The sequence below is a fragment of the Xanthobacter autotrophicus genome (genome assembly GCF_029991245.1).
GTDB lineage: Bacteria > Pseudomonadota > Alphaproteobacteria > Rhizobiales > Xanthobacteraceae > Xanthobacter > Xanthobacter autotrophicus_C.
Genome location: NZ_JAIVFO010000114.1, coordinates 1 through 14,986, shown reverse-complemented (window position 1 = coordinate 14,986; position 14,986 = coordinate 1). Strand labels below are relative to the sequence as shown.

The following is a 14,986-nucleotide window of genomic DNA, read 5'->3' as shown; positions in this document are numbered from 1 at the left end:
CCCCGGCCCCGCCTCTCCTCGCCCTGTGAATTGCCGCGCCCCGGTCGCAATCCGGTTCGGATTTGGGGATAAGACAGGCCACCCGTCCAAGGAGGCTCCCATGTGGGTCGTCGTCGTCCTCGTCCTCAGCGCCCTCGTCAAGCCGGAAGCGGTGGTGAACCGCGACAATTCCTATCCCACCGAGGATGCCTGCAAGGCCGCCATCGCCAGGAACGTGCCCGCCCGGCTCGATGCCAAGCACAAGGAAGCCGTGGCTGAGGGCTACCGCCGCTACGTCTGCATCCGCGTCCCCGCCGCGGAAGCTCCCAAGGCCGACGCCCCGAAAACCGAGGCGCCGAAGACCGAGGCCCCGAAGACCGAGGCCCCCAAGGCCAAGTGAGCGCAGGCAAATAAGGCAGGGGCTCCCTCTCCCGCGTGCGGGGGAGGGTTTAACCCAGCGATCGACCGACACCGCCGGCGCTCGGGCTGACGCCACTCCAGCGAACGTGTGAGCTGACCCGGGCGGCCGCGCCGGGCAGGCGGCGGGCGGGGCGGCGGTTTTGCGGGCCCGCCCATCGACGCGGGCGACCGCGATGCTATGTATGGGGCAGGTGCATCCCCTGCACATCCCCGAAGGCGGTTTCATGAGCGAGGACACGCGCGCGCACCAGGACGACGACGGGCCGAATCTGGGGCTGGGCCTCGACCTCGGCGCACCGTCGGGTGCTGCGCGGCCCGACGCGGCGGCACCGGCCGGCCCCGCGCCGCCCCCCGCCGCCTATCGGGTGCTGGCACGCAAATACCGCCCGCAGAATTTCACGGACCTCATCGGCCAGGAGGCCATGGTCCGCACCCTGACGAACGCCTTCTCCTCCGGGCGCATCGCGCAGGCCTATATCCTCACCGGCGTGCGCGGCGTGGGCAAGACCACCACCGCGCGCATCCTCGCCCGCGCGCTCAATTTCGAGCCCATGGACGGGGGCACCGGCGGGCCGAGCCTCGATCTGTCGGTGATGGGCAGGCAGTGCCGGGACATCATCGAATCCCGCCATGTGGACGTGATGGAGATGGACGCGGCGTCCAACACCTCCATCAACGACATCCGCGAGATCATCGAGAGCGCCCGCTACCGCCCGGTGATGGCGCGCTACAAGGTCTACATCATCGACGAAGTGCACATGCTCTCCACGGCGGCCTTCAACGGCCTGCTGAAGACGCTGGAGGAGCCGCCGGAGCATGTGAAGTTCATCTTCGCCACCACCGAGATCCGCAAGGTGCCGGTCACCGTGCTGTCGCGCTGCCAGCGCTTCGACCTGCGGCGGGTGGAGGCGGGCGAGCTGGCGGCGCATCTGTCCGGCATCTGCGCCAAGGAAGGCGTCACCATCGAGCCGGAGGCCCTCGCCATCGTGGCCCGGGCGGCGGAAGGCTCGGTGCGCGACAGCCTCTCCTTGCTCGACCAGGCCATCGCCCATGGCGGCGGCTCCGTGGGCGCGGAAGAGGTGCGGCGGCTTCTGGGCCTTGCCGACAAGGGCCGCGTCATCGACCTGTTCGAGGCGCTGATGAAGGGCGAGATGGCCCGGGCGCTCGCCGAATTCCGCGACCAGTATGATGCCGGCGCCGATCCTGCGGTGATCCTCACGGACCTGGCCGAATTCACCCATCTGGTCACCCGCCTCAAGATCATGCCCGACGCCGCGCAGGATGCAGCCCTCGTGGAAGCCGAGCGGGTGCGCGGGCTGGAGATGGCGCAGGGCCTGTCCATGCGGGTGCTGGCGCGGGCGTGGCAGATGCTCACCAAGGGCATCGGCGAGGTGCAGCAGGCCCCCAAGCCCGCCCAGGCGGCGGAAATGGTGCTGGTGCGCCTCGGCTATGCCACCGACCTGCCCACTCCCGACGAAGCCCTGCGGCGCCTGAAGGATCAGCCTGTTACCGACGCCCCGGCCCCGCCCTCCGCCCCCTCGGGCGGTGGAGGCGGCGGCGCGCGCCTGTCCCTTGCCCCCCGCCCCGCCGAGGCGCGGCCCCAGATGCGCGCAGCGCCGGTCGCGGCTGTTGCGGCACCGGCCGCCGGTCCGCGCCTCACGAGCCTCGCCGACGTGGCGCAGTTCGTCGCCGCCAAGCGGGACCTCGCCCTGAAGCACGCGGTCGAGACCTCGCTGCGTCCGGTGCATGTGGAGGAGGGCCGCATCGAGGTGGCGCTGGTGCCGGGTTCCCCCGCCGGCGTCATCCAGGACCTCTCCCGCAAGCTCTCGGACTGGACCGGCCGGCGCTGGCTGGTGTCCACCTCCGCGCAGGCGGGCGGACCGACTTTGGCGGAGGAGAACGCGGCGGTGAAGGCCGAGCGGGAAGAGGGCATCAAGGCCCATCCGCTGGTGGCCGCCGTGCTGGCCCGCTTCCCCGGTGCCGAGGTGGTGGACGTGCGCACCCGCGAGGAGGCGCCCATCGACGCCGAGGTCCTCGCCCCCTCCGAAGAGGACCTTTATGCCGGTCCCGGCGCCGACGACGAACTCGAATATTAGAGCCTTTTCGGGCGGCGCCAGAGCGCAGCCGCCCGCCATGACAGGAGAGATGAAGCCATGCGCGACCTGATGGGGATGATGAAGCAGGCCAAGGAGCTTCAGGAGCGCATGCAGCAGATGCAGGCGGAGCTGGAGCAGGTGGAGGTGGAAGGCGCCTCCGGCGGCGGCCTCGTCACCGTGCGCGTCACCGCCAAGGGCGAGTGCAAGGCGGTGCGCATCGACCCCTCGCTGGCGAAGCCCGACGAGGTGGAGATCCTGGAAGACCTCCTCGTCGCCGCCCTGGGGGACGCCCGCGTCAAGGCGGAGCGGGTAATGCAGGAGAAGATGAAGAGCCTCACCGGCGGCCTTGCCCTGCCGCCGGGGCTGAACCTGTTCTGAGGCCGCTTTTCCACCGCGGGCGGCGCGTGGTGTCGTAGTTTGAAATCCCGCTGCCACAACGGGGTACGACAGAAAACCCTCTCCCGCTTGCGGGGGAGGGCAGGGAGGGGGCAGAGGGCTTCCGGGCCGCCGCAACCGCACGTCAAGCGGCGCGATGTTACCCCCACCCCAGTCCCCCCTGCAAGCGGGTGGGGACAACACCGCGCCAAGCCTCAGGGTGACAGCGCCCCCTTGCTCGGCTATGGGGCGTGCCCCGATTTCGAAGGAGAGCCCATGGCCGCCGCACCGCAGGGAATGGGCGACACCATCGCCCGCATCATCGCCGCCGAGATCAGCGCCCGCCCGGCGCAGGTCAGCGCGGCCGTGTCCCTCATCGACGAAGGCGCCACGGTTCCCTTCATCGCCCGCTACCGCAAGGAGGTCACGGGCGGCCTCGACGACACCCAGCTGCGCACGCTGGAAGAGCGCCTGTCCTACCTGCGCGAGCTGGAGGCGCGGCGCGCCGCCGTGCTGTCCTCCATCGACGGACAGGGCAAGCTGTCCGACGCGCTGCGCGGCAAGATCGACGCCGCCACCACCAAGGCGGAGCTGGAGGACCTCTACCTCCCCTTTAAGCCCAAGCGCCGCACCAAGGCCGAGATCGCCCGCGAGAAGGGGCTCGGCCCGCTGGCCGAGGCCATCCTCGCCGACCGGTCCGTCGCCCCCGCAGAGCGCGCCGCCGCCTTCCTCAATGAGCAGGTGGCGGACATCAAGGCGGCCCTTGACGGGGCGCGGGACATCTTGGTGGAGACCTTCGCGGAGAATGCGGAGCTGGTTGGCCGCCTGCGCGCGCACATGAAGGCCGGCGCCGTGCTCAAGGCCAAGGTGGCTGACGGCAAGGAGGAGGCCGGCGCCAAGTTCCGCGATTATTTCGACCATGCGGAAAAATGGGCCACCGCCCCCAGCCACCGCGTGCTCGCCATGCTGCGCGGCCGCAACGAGGAGATGCTGACGCTGGACCTGGTGGTGGACGAGGACGCCACCACCCCGGTGAAGCCCACCGAGCGCATCGTGGCGGAAGCCTTCGGCATTCCCCTCGCCCATGGCGCGCCGGCCGACGGCTTCCTGCTGGAGGTGGCACGCTGGGCGTGGCGGGTGAAGCTCTCGCTCCACCTCACCGTGGAGCTGATGGGCGACATGCGCGAACGGGCGGAAGAGGAAGCCATCCGCGTCTTCGCCCGCAACCTCAAGGACCTGCTGCTCGCCGCCCCGGCCGGCTCGCGCGCCACCATGGGGCTCGACCCCGGCATCCGCACCGGCGTGAAGGTGGCGGTGGTGGACGGCACCGGCAAGCTCATTGCCACCTCCACCGTCTATCCCTTCCAGCCGCGGAACGACGTGCAGGGGGCGAGCGCGGCGCTGGCCCACCTCATCCGCCAGCACAAGGTGGAGCTGATCGCCATCGGCAACGGCACCGCGAGTCGGGAGACCGACAAGCTGGTGGCGGATCTCCTGGGCATGCTGCCGCCGCCGCACCCCATCAAGGTGGTGGTGAGCGAGGCCGGCGCCTCGGTCTATTCCGCCTCGGCCACGGCGGCGGCCGAGATGCCGGACATCGACGTGTCGATCCGTGGCGCCGTCTCCATCGCCCGCCGCCTGCAGGACCCTCTGGCGGAGCTGGTGAAGATCGAGCCCAAGGCCATCGGGGTGGGCCAGTACCAGCACGACGTGGACCAGGCCCGCCTCGCCAAGGCCCTCGACGCGGTGGTGGAGGACGCGGTGAACGCCGTGGGCGTGGACCTCAACACCGCCTCCGCTTCGCTTCTGGCGCGGGTGTCGGGCCTCGGCGCCTCGCTGGCGGAGGCCATCGTGGCCCATCGCAATACGGTGGGGCCGTTCAAGACCCGCAAGGAACTGCTGAAGGTCGCGCGCCTCGGGCCGAGGACGTTCGAACTCAGCGCCGGCTTCCTGCGCATCGCCGAGGGGGCGGAGCCGCTGGATGCCTCCGCGGTCCATCCGGAGGCATACGACCTTGCCAAGAAGATCGTTGCCGCCTGCGGGCGCGACGTGCGCGCGATCATGGGCGACACGGCGGCCCTGAAGGCGCTGGACCCGCGCGCCTTCGTGGACGAGCGCTTCGGCCTGCCCACGGTGCGCGACATCCTGAGCGAACTGGAGAAGCCCGGCCGCGACCCGCGACCGCAGTTCAAGACCGCCACCTTCGCCGAGGGGGTCAACGAGATGAGCGACCTCAAGCCCGGCATGGTGCTGGAAGGCACGGTGACCAATGTGGCCGCCTTCGGCGCCTTCGTGGATATCGGCGTGCACCAGGACGGGCTGGTCCACGTCTCGGCCCTGGCCGACCGGTTCGTGAAGGACCCCCACGAGGTGGTCAAGGCCGGCGACGTGGTGAAGGTGCGGGTGGTGGAGGTGGATGTGAAGCGCAAGCGCATCGCCCTCTCCATGCGCAAGGACGATGCGGGCGGGCGGCCCGCGCCGGGGCGGCCCCAGGACCAGCGCCCGAATGAGCCGCGCCAGAACGAGGGGCGGCAGAACGAAGGCAGGCGCGGCCCGCTGCCGAAGGAAAAGCCCGCTGCGGGCGCTTTCGGCGCCGCGCTCGCCGACGCCCTGCGGCGCAAGGGACAGTAAAGGGGAGGGTAACCGGGCAGCCCGGCCGACGCCCTCTCGGCACCGGCCAGCGGCCGGACCGGCAGCAAAGACCCGTAAACGAACATGGACCCGCAAACGAAAAGGCCGGGCAACGCCCGGTCCTTCAAACGACGCGGCGGTTCACGCGTAGACGGTTCACGCGTTGGCGGTTCACAAGCGGACGGCTCACCTCCCGATAGCGCCGGGCGCGGCCGCTCTTCCGCGTGAGGCTCCCTCAGCGCCTTGCGTGCACCCGGGCGAGCCGGGGCACCAGCCGGGTGAGGCGGACGCGGTGGCGATGCCCTCCCCTGGGCTCGTCCTTGTCGCTCATGAGCATCACGGCAAAGCCCATCTGCACGCTGCCGAAGGTCACGCCGAGGGCCAGGGTGAGCACGATCAGCGCCAGCGGCCCGTCCGCCGAGGTGAGGAAGAGGGTGCCCAGATGCGCCACGTCGAAGGCGGCGAGGAGCGCAACGAAGACGGCGGCGACCCCGACCCCGATCAGCGCGTGCCGCAGCAGGAAACGAACGAGATATGGCATCGCGAGGTCTCCCCTCCTGAACCCATGCTGCGGAACGCGCGCTCAGGCCTCCGGTTTCCGTATCAAAAATGGTCTCACGCGCCTTTGATGGCGGCAAGCGCCCCCATGCCGGCACAAAGTCGCAGGATGCGCCATGTCAAGGTGGCGCCGTCAAGGTGACAGGGCGCCAAGGCGTCCAGGATCGCGCCGCATCCGGTGCCGCCGATGGCAGCTCCGGCCAACAACAACGGGAGGCAGCACATGACGAAGCTCGACAAGGCCCAACGCCTGGTGGTGGTCTGCGACGGCGCCAGGGCGCTCCTTCTGGCCGATGCCGGCACCGCCATCGTCCCGCAGCTCAGCGTCCTCGAAAGTTTTGACGAACCCCATCCCGGCACCGCCGCGCTCGGCACCGACCGGCCCGGCCGGGTGCATGAATCCGCCACCACCGCGCGCAGCGCCATGGAGGAAACCGACCTGCACGCGCAGGCCGAGGCCGCGTTCCTGGGCCGCGTGGCCGCGCGGATCGGCGTGATGGTGGAGGCCGGCACGGCACCGGAGCGCATCCTCCTCGTGGCCCCGCCCCGCGCCCTCGGCACCCTGCGCAGCGCGCTGAGCCCCCGGGTCAAGGGCCGCGTGGATGGGGAAATCGCCAAGGACCTGGTGAAGCTGCCCGTGGACGAGATCAGCCGCCATATCGCCACCTGAGCCGAAACGGCACGAAAGGACCCCGGAAAAGCATCCGGGGAAAAGCATTCTGGGAAAAGCATTCTGGGAAAAGCACCCCGGGAAACGATCCACCCCAGCAGCGGCTTCGAACAAGATCGACGGCCCCGGTCTGCACCCGGAGCCGAGAGGATTCGCGCCGCGCAGCTAGAACCAAGGCCGGTGCGTCACGCTCACCGGACCTCGGTCCAAGGTCCGGATGCCAAAGGTGGTCCATGTCTTCGACCGGGTTCAGCTTTTCCCCTTGCGCCGTCGCGCGGCTGAAGCTTCTCGGCTGCCTTGCGCTGGTGGGGGTGGTCGCAATGGTGGGCGGCGCGGTCACCGCGCCCGCCATTCCCGCTTGGTACCAGGGTCTTCACAAGCCGGCCTGGACCCCGCCCAACGCGGCCTTCCCCATCGCCTGGACCATCCTCTACATCCTGATGGCGCTGTCGCTCTGGCGGCTCTGGGAGAAGGTCGCCCCGTCGCCCGCGCGGCGCACCGCCATCGGCCTGTTCCTCGGCCAGCTGGCGCTCAATGCGGCGTGGTCGCCCATCTTCTTCGGGCTGCGCGCGCCGGTGGCGGGACTGGCCATCATCCTCGCGCTCATCGTGGTGCTGGCGCTCGCGCTGCGGGCCGCCTTCCGGCTCGACCGCCCGGCGGGAGGGCTGCTGGTGCCCTATCTCGCGTGGGTGTGCTACGCCTCCACACTGAATGCCGCCATCGTCCTCCTCAACTGACGCGGCCGCACCGCGTCCCGAGGTCCGCCATGCTCCACTGGTCCATCTATCTCTTCATCCCGCTGGCCCTGGCCCTGGTGGCGGGGGTGCTGGTCCTCGGCCTGTTCAATTTCGCCTCGGGCGGCTCGCCCCAGCGCTCGCAGCGGCTCATGCAGCTGCGCGTGCTGTTCCAGTTCGGCGCCATCATCCTGGTGATGCTCACCATCTTCGCCATGGGACGGTGACCGGAGAGCGGGATCGCGGACGGTGATTTGCGACGCTGAGAGGGACTGCAACCAGATGGTGAAGCTGAACAAGATCTACACCCGCACCGGCGACGACGGCACCACCGGGCTCGGCACCGGCGCGCGGGTCGCCAAATACGACCTGCGCGTGGACGCCTACGGCGCGGTGGACGAAACCAACGCCGCCATCGGCCTCGCCCGCCTGCACCTTTCGGGCGAAGCGGCGCTCGACGCCATGCTCATGCGGGCTCAGAACGACCTGTTCGATCTCGGCGCCGACCTGTGCGTCCCCCCGAAGGCCGACGAGGCCCCGGGCACCGCGTTGCGCATCGTTCCGGCGCAGGTGACCCGGCTCGAAACCGACATCGACACCCTCAACGCCGAGCTGTCGCCCCTCACCTCCTTCATCCTGCCGGCGGGAACGCCGGCGTCGGCGTACCTGCATTTCGCCCGCACCGTCTGCCGGCGCGCCGAGCGCATCATGGTGGAGCTGTCGCACCAGCCCGATGAAACCGTGGGCGCGCCGGCCATCCACTATGTGAACCGCCTGTCGGACCTGCTGTTCGTGGCCGGCCGCTACGCCAATGCCCGCGGCGCCGCCGACGTGCTCTGGGTGCCGGGGGCGAGCCGCCCCTGACCCGCGGGCGAGCCGGCGCGGCGCCGCCTCCGACGAAGGGATGAGGGCGCCGCCCTTCGCCCGCCGGATGCCGGGAAGCAGCCTCGGTCGCCCGCGTCCCGCTGGTCGCCCGTGCGCATTTTCTTCGGGCGAGCCGCTGCCACCTGCGCTCGAAAATGCTCTACGCTTCAGGCCACGGGCGCGCACGGGACGCCCGGGGAACACTCTTGGCCATGTTCGTCCCCATCGCCGATGCCAACCCGCTGGAACATGTGCGGCACGCCTACGTCACCTGGGCGCTGCTGGCGCTCAACGTGTTCGTCTTCCTCGTGCTCCAGCACGGCGCCTTCGAGACGGTGAGCGAGGCCGGCACCCTTGCATACGGCACCATTCCGGCGGTGGTGACGGGCGAAGCGGTGCTGCCGGAAGGCTATGCGCGCATTCCCGCGCCCTTCAGCCTCGTCACCTACATGTTCCTGCACGGCGGCTGGCTTCACCTCCTTGGCAACATGGCCTTCCTGTTCGTGTTCGGCGACAATGTGGAAGACGCGCTCGGCCACGCGCGCTTCCTCGCCTTCTATCTCCTGTGCGGCGTGCTGGCGGCGAGCGTCCATGTGGTGGCCGATCCCGCCTCGGAAGCGCCGCTGGTGGGGGCCTCCGGCGCGGTGGCCGGGGTGATCGCCGCCTATCTGGTGCTGCATCCCCACATCCGCCTGTGGGCGCTGGTGCTCATGAAGATCCCGCTGCGCGTGCCGGCCTATTGGGCCATCGGCGCGTGGTTTGCGTTGCAGGTCTGGCAGATCATGGCGAGCCACGACCAAGATACCGCCTGGTGGGCCCATGTGGGCGGCTTCCTCGCCGGAGCGCTGCTGGTGACCGTGATGCGCCGGCCTGGCGTGGCGCTGCTGGATCCCGACCCCTCCGGGGTGCCGAGCCGCCCGGCGCCGCGCAAAGGCGAGCCGTGAATGGGCGAGCGTCGGCACTGTCCGGTGAGCCGTGAAAGGCCGGCAACCCCGACTTTGGCAGCCCCCGGAAGCGCGAGCGTTGACACACTTTCTGGCCCCTCCTACGTTGCCGGCCCGCACAAAATGCTGCAATGCAGGGACCACGCGGAAGACTGGAAGACCGGCGCGATTTTTCGACCGCCGGTCGATATTTCGGGAACGGGGAGCACGCCTCTATGAAGATCCTGGTGCCCGTTAAGCGGGTGGTGGATTACAACGTAAAAGTCCGGGTGAAGTCGGACGGGTCGGGCGTGGAGCTCGCCAACGTCAAGATGTCCATGAACCCGTTCGACGAGATCGCGGTGGAAGAGGCGCTGCGCCTGAAGGAAGCCGGCAAGGCCACCGAGGTCATCGCCGTCTCCATCGGTCCGGCCCAGGCTTCCGAGACCCTGCGCACGGCGCTGGCCATGGGTGCCGACCGCGGCATCCTGGTGAAGGTGGACGGGGTGGTGGAGCCGCTGGCGGTGGCCAAGATCCTCAAGGGCGTGGTGGGCGAAGAAGCCCCCGGCCTCGTCATCCTCGGCAAGCAGGCCATCGACGACGACTGCAACCAGACCGGCCAGATGCTCGCCGCTTTGCTGGGCTGGCCCCAGGGCACCTTCGCCTCCAAGGTCGTGGTCGAGGACGGCGGCGTCGCCGTCACCCGCGAGATCGACGGCGGCCTGCAGACCGTGAAGCTCAACGGCCCGGCCATCGTCACGACGGACCTGCGCCTCAACGAGCCGCGCTATGCCTCGCTGCCCAACATCATGAAGGCGAAGAAGAAGCCCATCGCCGAGAAGACGCCCGCCGATTACGGCGTGGACGTCGCCCCGCGCCTCACCGTGCTCTCCACCGCGGAACCCGCGGGCCGCAAGGCGGGCGTGAAGGTGGGCTCGGTGGCCGAGCTGGTGGCGAAGCTCAAGGATGAGGCGGGGGTGATCTGATGGCAACTTTGCTGCTCGCCGAACACGACAATTCGGCTCTCAACGGCGTCACCGCCAAGGCGCTGTCCGCCGCTGCCGCCCTCGGCGGCCCGGTGCATATCCTGGTGGCCGGCCAGAACGCCCGGGGCGTCGCCGACGCCGCGGCCAAGCTCGCCGGCGTCGAGAAGGTGCTGCTGGCGGACGACGCGCTCTACGCCCATCGCCTCGCCGAGCCGCTGGCCGCGCTCATCGTATCGCTGGCCCCCGGCTACGACGCCATCGTCGGCCCCTCCACGGCGGTGGCCAAGAACGTGCTGCCGCGCGTGGCGGCCCTGCTCGACGTGATGCAGGTGTCGGACATCACCAAGGTGGTGGCCCCCGACACGTTCGAGCGGCCCATCTATGCGGGCAACGCCGTCCAGACCGTGAAGTCGGGTGACGCCAAGAAGGTGATCACGGTGCGCACCGCCTCCTTCGCCGCCACCGGCGAGGGCGGCTCGGCGGCGGTCGAGGCCATCGCGGCGGTGGCCGATCCCGGCGTCTCCACCTTCGTGGAAGAGAGCATCGCGGCCTCGGATCGTCCGGAACTGACGGCGGCGAAGATCATCGTCTCCGGCGGCCGCGCCCTTGGCTCGCGGGAGAAGTTCGCAGAATTGATCGAGCCCCTGGCCGATGTGCTGGGCGCCGCGGTGGGCGCCTCGCGCGCGGCGGTGGACGCGGGCTACGCCCCCAATGACTGGCAGGTGGGCCAGACCGGCAAGGTGGTGGCGCCCGAGCTGTACATCGCGCTCGGCATTTCCGGTGCCATCCAGCATCTGGCCGGCATGAAGGACTCCAAGGTCATCGTTGCCGTCAACAAGGACGAGGAGGCCCCCATCTTCCAGGTGGCCGACTACGGGCTGGTGGGCGACATCAACACCGTCATCCCCGAGCTGAAGGCGGAACTCGCCAAGGCGAAGGGATAAGGCCAAAGCGTCTTCGAACGCCGTGTCCCCCATTCAACGAAGCGCCGAAATGCTCTAGAAACAGGCGGCCGGGCCACGCCCCGGCCGCTGCCATCAGGGGCGCCGGCTCCTCCCCCCGGCATCAAGGTGAAACGAGAGAATCATGCCGCTCGAGATCAAGAAGGTCGGGGTCATCGGCGCAGGCCAGATGGGCAACGGCATCGCGCACGTCTGCGCCCTCGCCGGTTATGACGTGTTCATCCACGACGCGGACCCCGACCGCATCCGCTCCGGCCTTGCCACCATCAATGGCAACATGGCCAAGCAGGTCTCCAAGGGCACCGTGACCGAGGAAGCCCGGCAGGTGGCCCTTGCCCGCATCGCCATGGCCGAGCGCACCGAGGACCTGGCCGACTGCGACCTCGTGATCGAATCGGCCACCGAGAAGGAAGAGGTGAAGCGCAAGATCTTCACCGGCCTGTGCCAGGTGCTGCGGCCGGACGCGCTGCTCGCCTCCAACACCTCGTCCATCTCCATCACCCGGCTTGCCGCCGCCACCGACCGCCCCGAGCGTTTCATCGGCATTCACTTCATGAATCCGGTGCCGCTGATGGAGCTGGTGGAGCTGGTGCGCGGCATCGCCACCGACGACGACACCTTCGAAAGCTCGAAGCAGTTCGTCACCCGCCTGCACAAGACCTATGCGGTGGCCGAGGACTTCCCGGCCTTCATCGTCAACCGCATCCTGCTGCCCATGATCAACGAGGCCATCTACACCCTCTACGAGGGCGTCGGCAGCGTGGATTCCATCGACCGGGCCATGAAGCTCGGGGCGAACCATCCCATGGGGCCGCTGCAGCTGGCCGACTTCATCGGCCTCGACACCTGCCTCGCGGTCATGCAGGTGCTGCACGAGGGGCTGGCGGACTCCAAGTACCGCCCCTGCCCGCTGCTGGTGAAATATGTCGAGGCCGGCTGGCTGGGCCGCAAGACCCAGCGCGGCTTCTACGACTATCGCGGCGAGAAGCCGGTCCCGACCCGCTGAGCCCAAGGTGAGTCCACGCGGGGCGGCCCCTCGGCCGCCCTTGCCGGCGCGCTTTGAATTGCGCCTGCGCCGCGCCCCTCAGCCCTCCACCGCCACCCCCGGCAGGTCCACCCGCTGCAGCAGGCCGCCGCCCGGCCGGTTGGCAAGGGTGAGGCGGCCGCCGTGGCGCGAGACGATCTCGTTGGCGATGGCAAGCCCCAGCCCCGCGCCGGGAATCTTGACCTGACGCGCCGGGTCCACCCGAAAGAATGGCTCGAACACCTGCCCCATCAGCGCCTCGGGAATGCCGGGGCCGTCATCCTCGATGAGCAGCACCACCCGGCCCGCCTCGGCGCTGACGGCCACCCGCGCGCCGCCGCCATGGGTGGCGGCATTGACCACCAGGTTGCGCACCGCCCGCTTGAGCGACAGGGGCCGCCCGCGCACCGCCGCCGGTGACGCGTGGACGAGGCGGACGGGACGGCGCGCCTCCGCCACCTCCGCCACCACGCCGTCCACCAGATCGTCGAGGCGCACGATCTCTTCCGGCCCCCCCTCCACCTCCTCGCGCACCAGGCGGATGGCGCTGTCGGCGATGCGGTCCAGTTCCTCCAGGTCGGAGAGCCACTGGGCGCGCTCCTCGTCGTCGGGAATGAACTCGGCGCGCAGGCGCATGCGGGTGAGCGGCGTGCGCAGGTCATGGGCGGCGCCGGCCACGATGCGCATGCGGCTGTCCATGGCCCCCTTGAGGCGCGCCGACAGGCGGTTGATGGCGGCGGCAGCCGCGCGCACCTCGGCCGGCCCCTCCTCGGGCAGCACCGGCAGCTCGCCGTCGGGGCCGATGCGCCCGGCCGCCTCCTCGATGAGGGACAAGGGCTTGGTCAGCCGGCGAACGGCGAACACCACCACCGCCGTCACCCCCGCCACCATGAAGGCGAGCCAGGTGGCGAAGCCGAAGGTCCCGCCCGGCGGACCCGAGGGCGGAGCCATGGGGCCGAAGCGCCGCTGGATCACCAGCCAGCGGCCGTCGGCAAGGCCCAGCGCGGTGAGCGACGGACCATCAGGTCCCGGCCGACCTTGGCCCGGCTGACCTGGTCCCAGCTGACCTGGTCCCAACTGACTTGCGGCCCCGGGGCGAAACACCCGCACCGGCATCTTGCGGCCGAGGCGGGCGAGACCTTCGGCCAGCATGCGCGTGGCCTCGGGATCGATCTCGCCTTCCGGCGGGCTGGCCTGAAATGCCGCCCGCCCACCGGGCAGGGTCGTCGCCGGCGGCACCGCCGCCGCCAGATCGGCGAGGAGGGCAATATCCTGGGCCTTGCTGCCTTCGTCGAAGGGCGGCCATTCGGGACGGGTCAGGAAGAAGGATGCACCGTTGGCCAGCGCCGTCACCACCAGCACCGCCACCACCAGAAGCGCGGTGACCTGCGCGCGCAGGGTCCTCACGAGGCGTCCTCCCGGTCCACCCGCACCGCCAGCTGATAGCCGCCGTTGCGCAGGGTCTTCAGGATCTGGAACGCGCCCTGGTCGCCGAGCTTGCGCCGCAGGCGGCTCACCAGCACGTCCACCGAGCGGTCGAACGGCCCGGCCTCGCGGCCACGGGTGATGTCCAGCAGTTGCTCGCGGGAGAGGATGCGGCCCGGCCGCTCCAGGAAGGCCATCAGCAGGTCGAACTCGGCGCCGGTGAGCGCCACCTCGACATCGTCGGCGTCGGTCACGCGCCGCAGTTCCGGTTCGGCGCGGAAGCGGGCGAAGCGGAAGGCCGTGGCCGCCACCGGTTCCGGCTCGGCCCCGCCGGTGCGCCGCAGCACGGCGCGGATGCGCGCCACCAGCTCGCGCGGGTTGAATGGCTTGCCGAGATAGTCGTCGGCGCCGATCTCCAGCCCGATGATGCGGTCCACATCCTCCTTCAGCGCGGTGAGCAGGATGACGGGGATCTTCGAGCGGTTGCGCAGGGCGCGGCACAGATCGAGGCCGGAGGCGTCCGGCAGCATGAGATCGAGCACCACGAAGTCGATGCGCTGGGTGGCCAGCTTCTCCTCCATCTCCCGCCCGTCGCCGGCCGTGGTGACACGGAAGCCCTGGGCCGCCAGATAGCGTCCGAGCAATTTCCGGATTTCGAGATCGTCGTCGACGACGAGAATATGCGTTGCGCCTTCGGACTGCACCGGCGTCTCCATTTCGCCGTATTCTAGCCGAGACGCCCCGCCGCCGCGCCCTCCATTGCATCGAAGCGTTGCCTGCCAGCCTCCAGCAACATTGCGATACAAATTCGGCCCGCGCCGACACCTTTGGACATATCCCGACCTTCGCCAGCAACGGGATGGGGCGATGGTGTCCTCAACCTGAAGACAGACAGGAGGCACCCCGTGTCCTTCAAGCTCCTGCGCACCAAACCCCTGCGCTCCAAGTTCCTGGCCGGCGTCGCCCTGGCCCTGGTGGCCGGATGTGCCGTCGTTGCGTCCGTGTCCGGCCCCGCCGCCTCGAAGACGCAGGACCGGCTGCCGCAGGCCACGTCGAGCGCGCCGGTGCGTTTCGCGGCCCTGGCGATGGAAGGCCAGATGCCGCGGCCGGACGTGTTGCCGGGTTTGCCGCCGGACCTGCCCTGGGACCTGCTGCCTTCCGGCCCCGGTGACGAGGCCGGCGCGCGGCCGCCCCGGCCCCCCCATCCGCGGGACGCGGCCGGGCCGCTGGGGCTCGCCCAGACCCTCGCCGCGGCCGAAACCGCCATCGGCGTCCGGCCGAACCAGATGGAGGCCTGGCGCGATTTCACCGATGCCCTCCAGGCCGCCCTGCCCTCGCC

Annotated in this window: 15 protein-coding genes and 1 pseudogene; 13 read left to right on the top strand and 3 right to left on the bottom strand. The window is 70.1% G+C overall.

All coding sequences use genetic code 11. From position 1 onward, the window contains the following. Positions 1-100 precede the first annotated feature (100 nt). The 4 genes from K9U41_RS17060 to K9U41_RS17045 all read left to right on the top strand — a co-directional run bounded on the left by K9U41_RS17060 (position 101) and on the right by K9U41_RS17045 (position 5,501). The gene (locus K9U41_RS17060) at positions 101-379 is read left to right on the top strand and encodes a hypothetical protein (RefSeq protein WP_282642074.1); all 279 of its coding nucleotides are present in this window, start codon (positions 101-103) and stop codon (positions 377-379) included. Positions 380-623: 244 nt separating this feature from the next. Beyond that, positions 624-2,495, top strand: a complete 1,872-nt coding sequence (locus K9U41_RS17055; RefSeq protein WP_282642073.1) for a DNA polymerase III subunit gamma/tau — start codon at positions 624-626, stop codon at positions 2,493-2,495. A gap of 57 nt (positions 2,496-2,552) precedes the next feature. After that, positions 2,553-2,873: a YbaB/EbfC family nucleoid-associated protein gene (locus K9U41_RS17050; protein WP_138400198.1), complete on the top strand. Its 321-nt coding sequence runs from the start codon at positions 2,553-2,555 to the stop codon at positions 2,871-2,873. 273 nt (positions 2,874-3,146) lie between these two features. Then, positions 3,147-5,501, top strand: a complete 2,355-nt coding sequence (locus tag K9U41_RS17045; RefSeq protein WP_282642072.1) for a Tex family protein — start codon at positions 3,147-3,149, stop codon at positions 5,499-5,501. Between the two features lie 235 nt (positions 5,502-5,736). Here the strand turns inward: K9U41_RS17045 and K9U41_RS17040 are convergent, their stop codons facing one another. Further along, the gene (locus K9U41_RS17040) at positions 5,737-6,042 is read right to left on the bottom strand and encodes a hypothetical protein (RefSeq protein WP_282642071.1); all 306 of its coding nucleotides are present in this window, start codon (positions 6,040-6,042) and stop codon (positions 5,737-5,739) included. Between the two features lie 240 nt (positions 6,043-6,282). Between K9U41_RS17040 and K9U41_RS17035 the strand changes: the two genes are divergently transcribed. The 8 genes from K9U41_RS17035 to K9U41_RS17000 all read left to right on the top strand — a co-directional run bounded on the left by K9U41_RS17035 (position 6,283) and on the right by K9U41_RS17000 (position 12,204). After that, positions 6,283-6,729 carry a host attachment protein gene (locus tag K9U41_RS17035; protein ID WP_282642070.1) on the top strand — a complete coding sequence of 149 codons (447 nt, stop codon included), beginning with the start codon at positions 6,283-6,285 and terminating at the stop codon, positions 6,727-6,729. 233 nt (positions 6,730-6,962) lie between these two features. Then, the gene (locus K9U41_RS17030) at positions 6,963-7,466 is read left to right on the top strand and encodes a TspO/MBR family protein (protein ID WP_282642069.1); all 504 of its coding nucleotides are present in this window, start codon (positions 6,963-6,965) and stop codon (positions 7,464-7,466) included. A 29-nt stretch (positions 7,467-7,495) separates the two neighbouring features. Further along, on the top strand, positions 7,496-7,690 hold the full coding sequence (locus K9U41_RS17025; protein WP_282642068.1) for a twin transmembrane helix small protein: 195 nt from the start codon (positions 7,496-7,498) through the stop codon (positions 7,688-7,690). 55 nt (positions 7,691-7,745) lie between these two features. Next, complete coding sequence (locus K9U41_RS17020) at positions 7,746-8,327, top strand: cob(I)yrinic acid a,c-diamide adenosyltransferase (protein ID WP_282642076.1); 582 nt, start codon at positions 7,746-7,748, stop codon at positions 8,325-8,327. A gap of 212 nt (positions 8,328-8,539) precedes the next feature. Then, entirely contained in the window at positions 8,540-9,271 is a 732-nt protein-coding gene (locus K9U41_RS17015) for a rhomboid family intramembrane serine protease (RefSeq protein ID WP_282642075.1), read from the top strand. 215 nt (positions 9,272-9,486) lie between these two features. Further along, positions 9,487-10,236, top strand: a complete 750-nt coding sequence (locus tag K9U41_RS17010) for an electron transfer flavoprotein subunit beta/FixA family protein (RefSeq protein ID WP_138400191.1) — start codon at positions 9,487-9,489, stop codon at positions 10,234-10,236. After that, positions 10,236-11,180: an electron transfer flavoprotein subunit alpha/FixB family protein gene (locus K9U41_RS17005; RefSeq protein WP_282642067.1), complete on the top strand. Its 945-nt coding sequence runs from the start codon at positions 10,236-10,238 to the stop codon at positions 11,178-11,180. Before K9U41_RS17010 ends, K9U41_RS17005 begins: the two co-directional genes overlap by 1 nt. Positions 11,181-11,322: 142 nt before the next feature. Beyond that, positions 11,323-12,204, top strand: coding sequence for a 3-hydroxybutyryl-CoA dehydrogenase (locus K9U41_RS17000; protein WP_282642066.1), 882 nt, complete (start codon positions 11,323-11,325; stop codon positions 12,202-12,204). A 78-nt stretch (positions 12,205-12,282) separates the two neighbouring features. Here K9U41_RS17000 and K9U41_RS16995 read toward each other — a convergent pair whose 3' ends face one another. Next, entirely contained in the window at positions 12,283-13,629 is a 1,347-nt protein-coding gene (locus tag K9U41_RS16995) for an ATP-binding protein (RefSeq protein WP_282642065.1), read from the bottom strand. Then, positions 13,626-14,363, bottom strand: a complete 738-nt coding sequence (locus tag K9U41_RS16990) for a response regulator transcription factor (protein WP_282642064.1) — start codon at positions 14,361-14,363, stop codon at positions 13,626-13,628. Before K9U41_RS16990 ends, K9U41_RS16995 begins: the two co-directional genes overlap by 4 nt. A 189-nt stretch (positions 14,364-14,552) precedes the next feature. On the opposite strand from K9U41_RS16990, the pseudogene K9U41_RS16985 reads away from it, so the two are divergent. Next, positions 14,553-14,986: pseudogene (locus tag K9U41_RS16985) on the top strand (hypothetical protein); the annotation flags it as partial.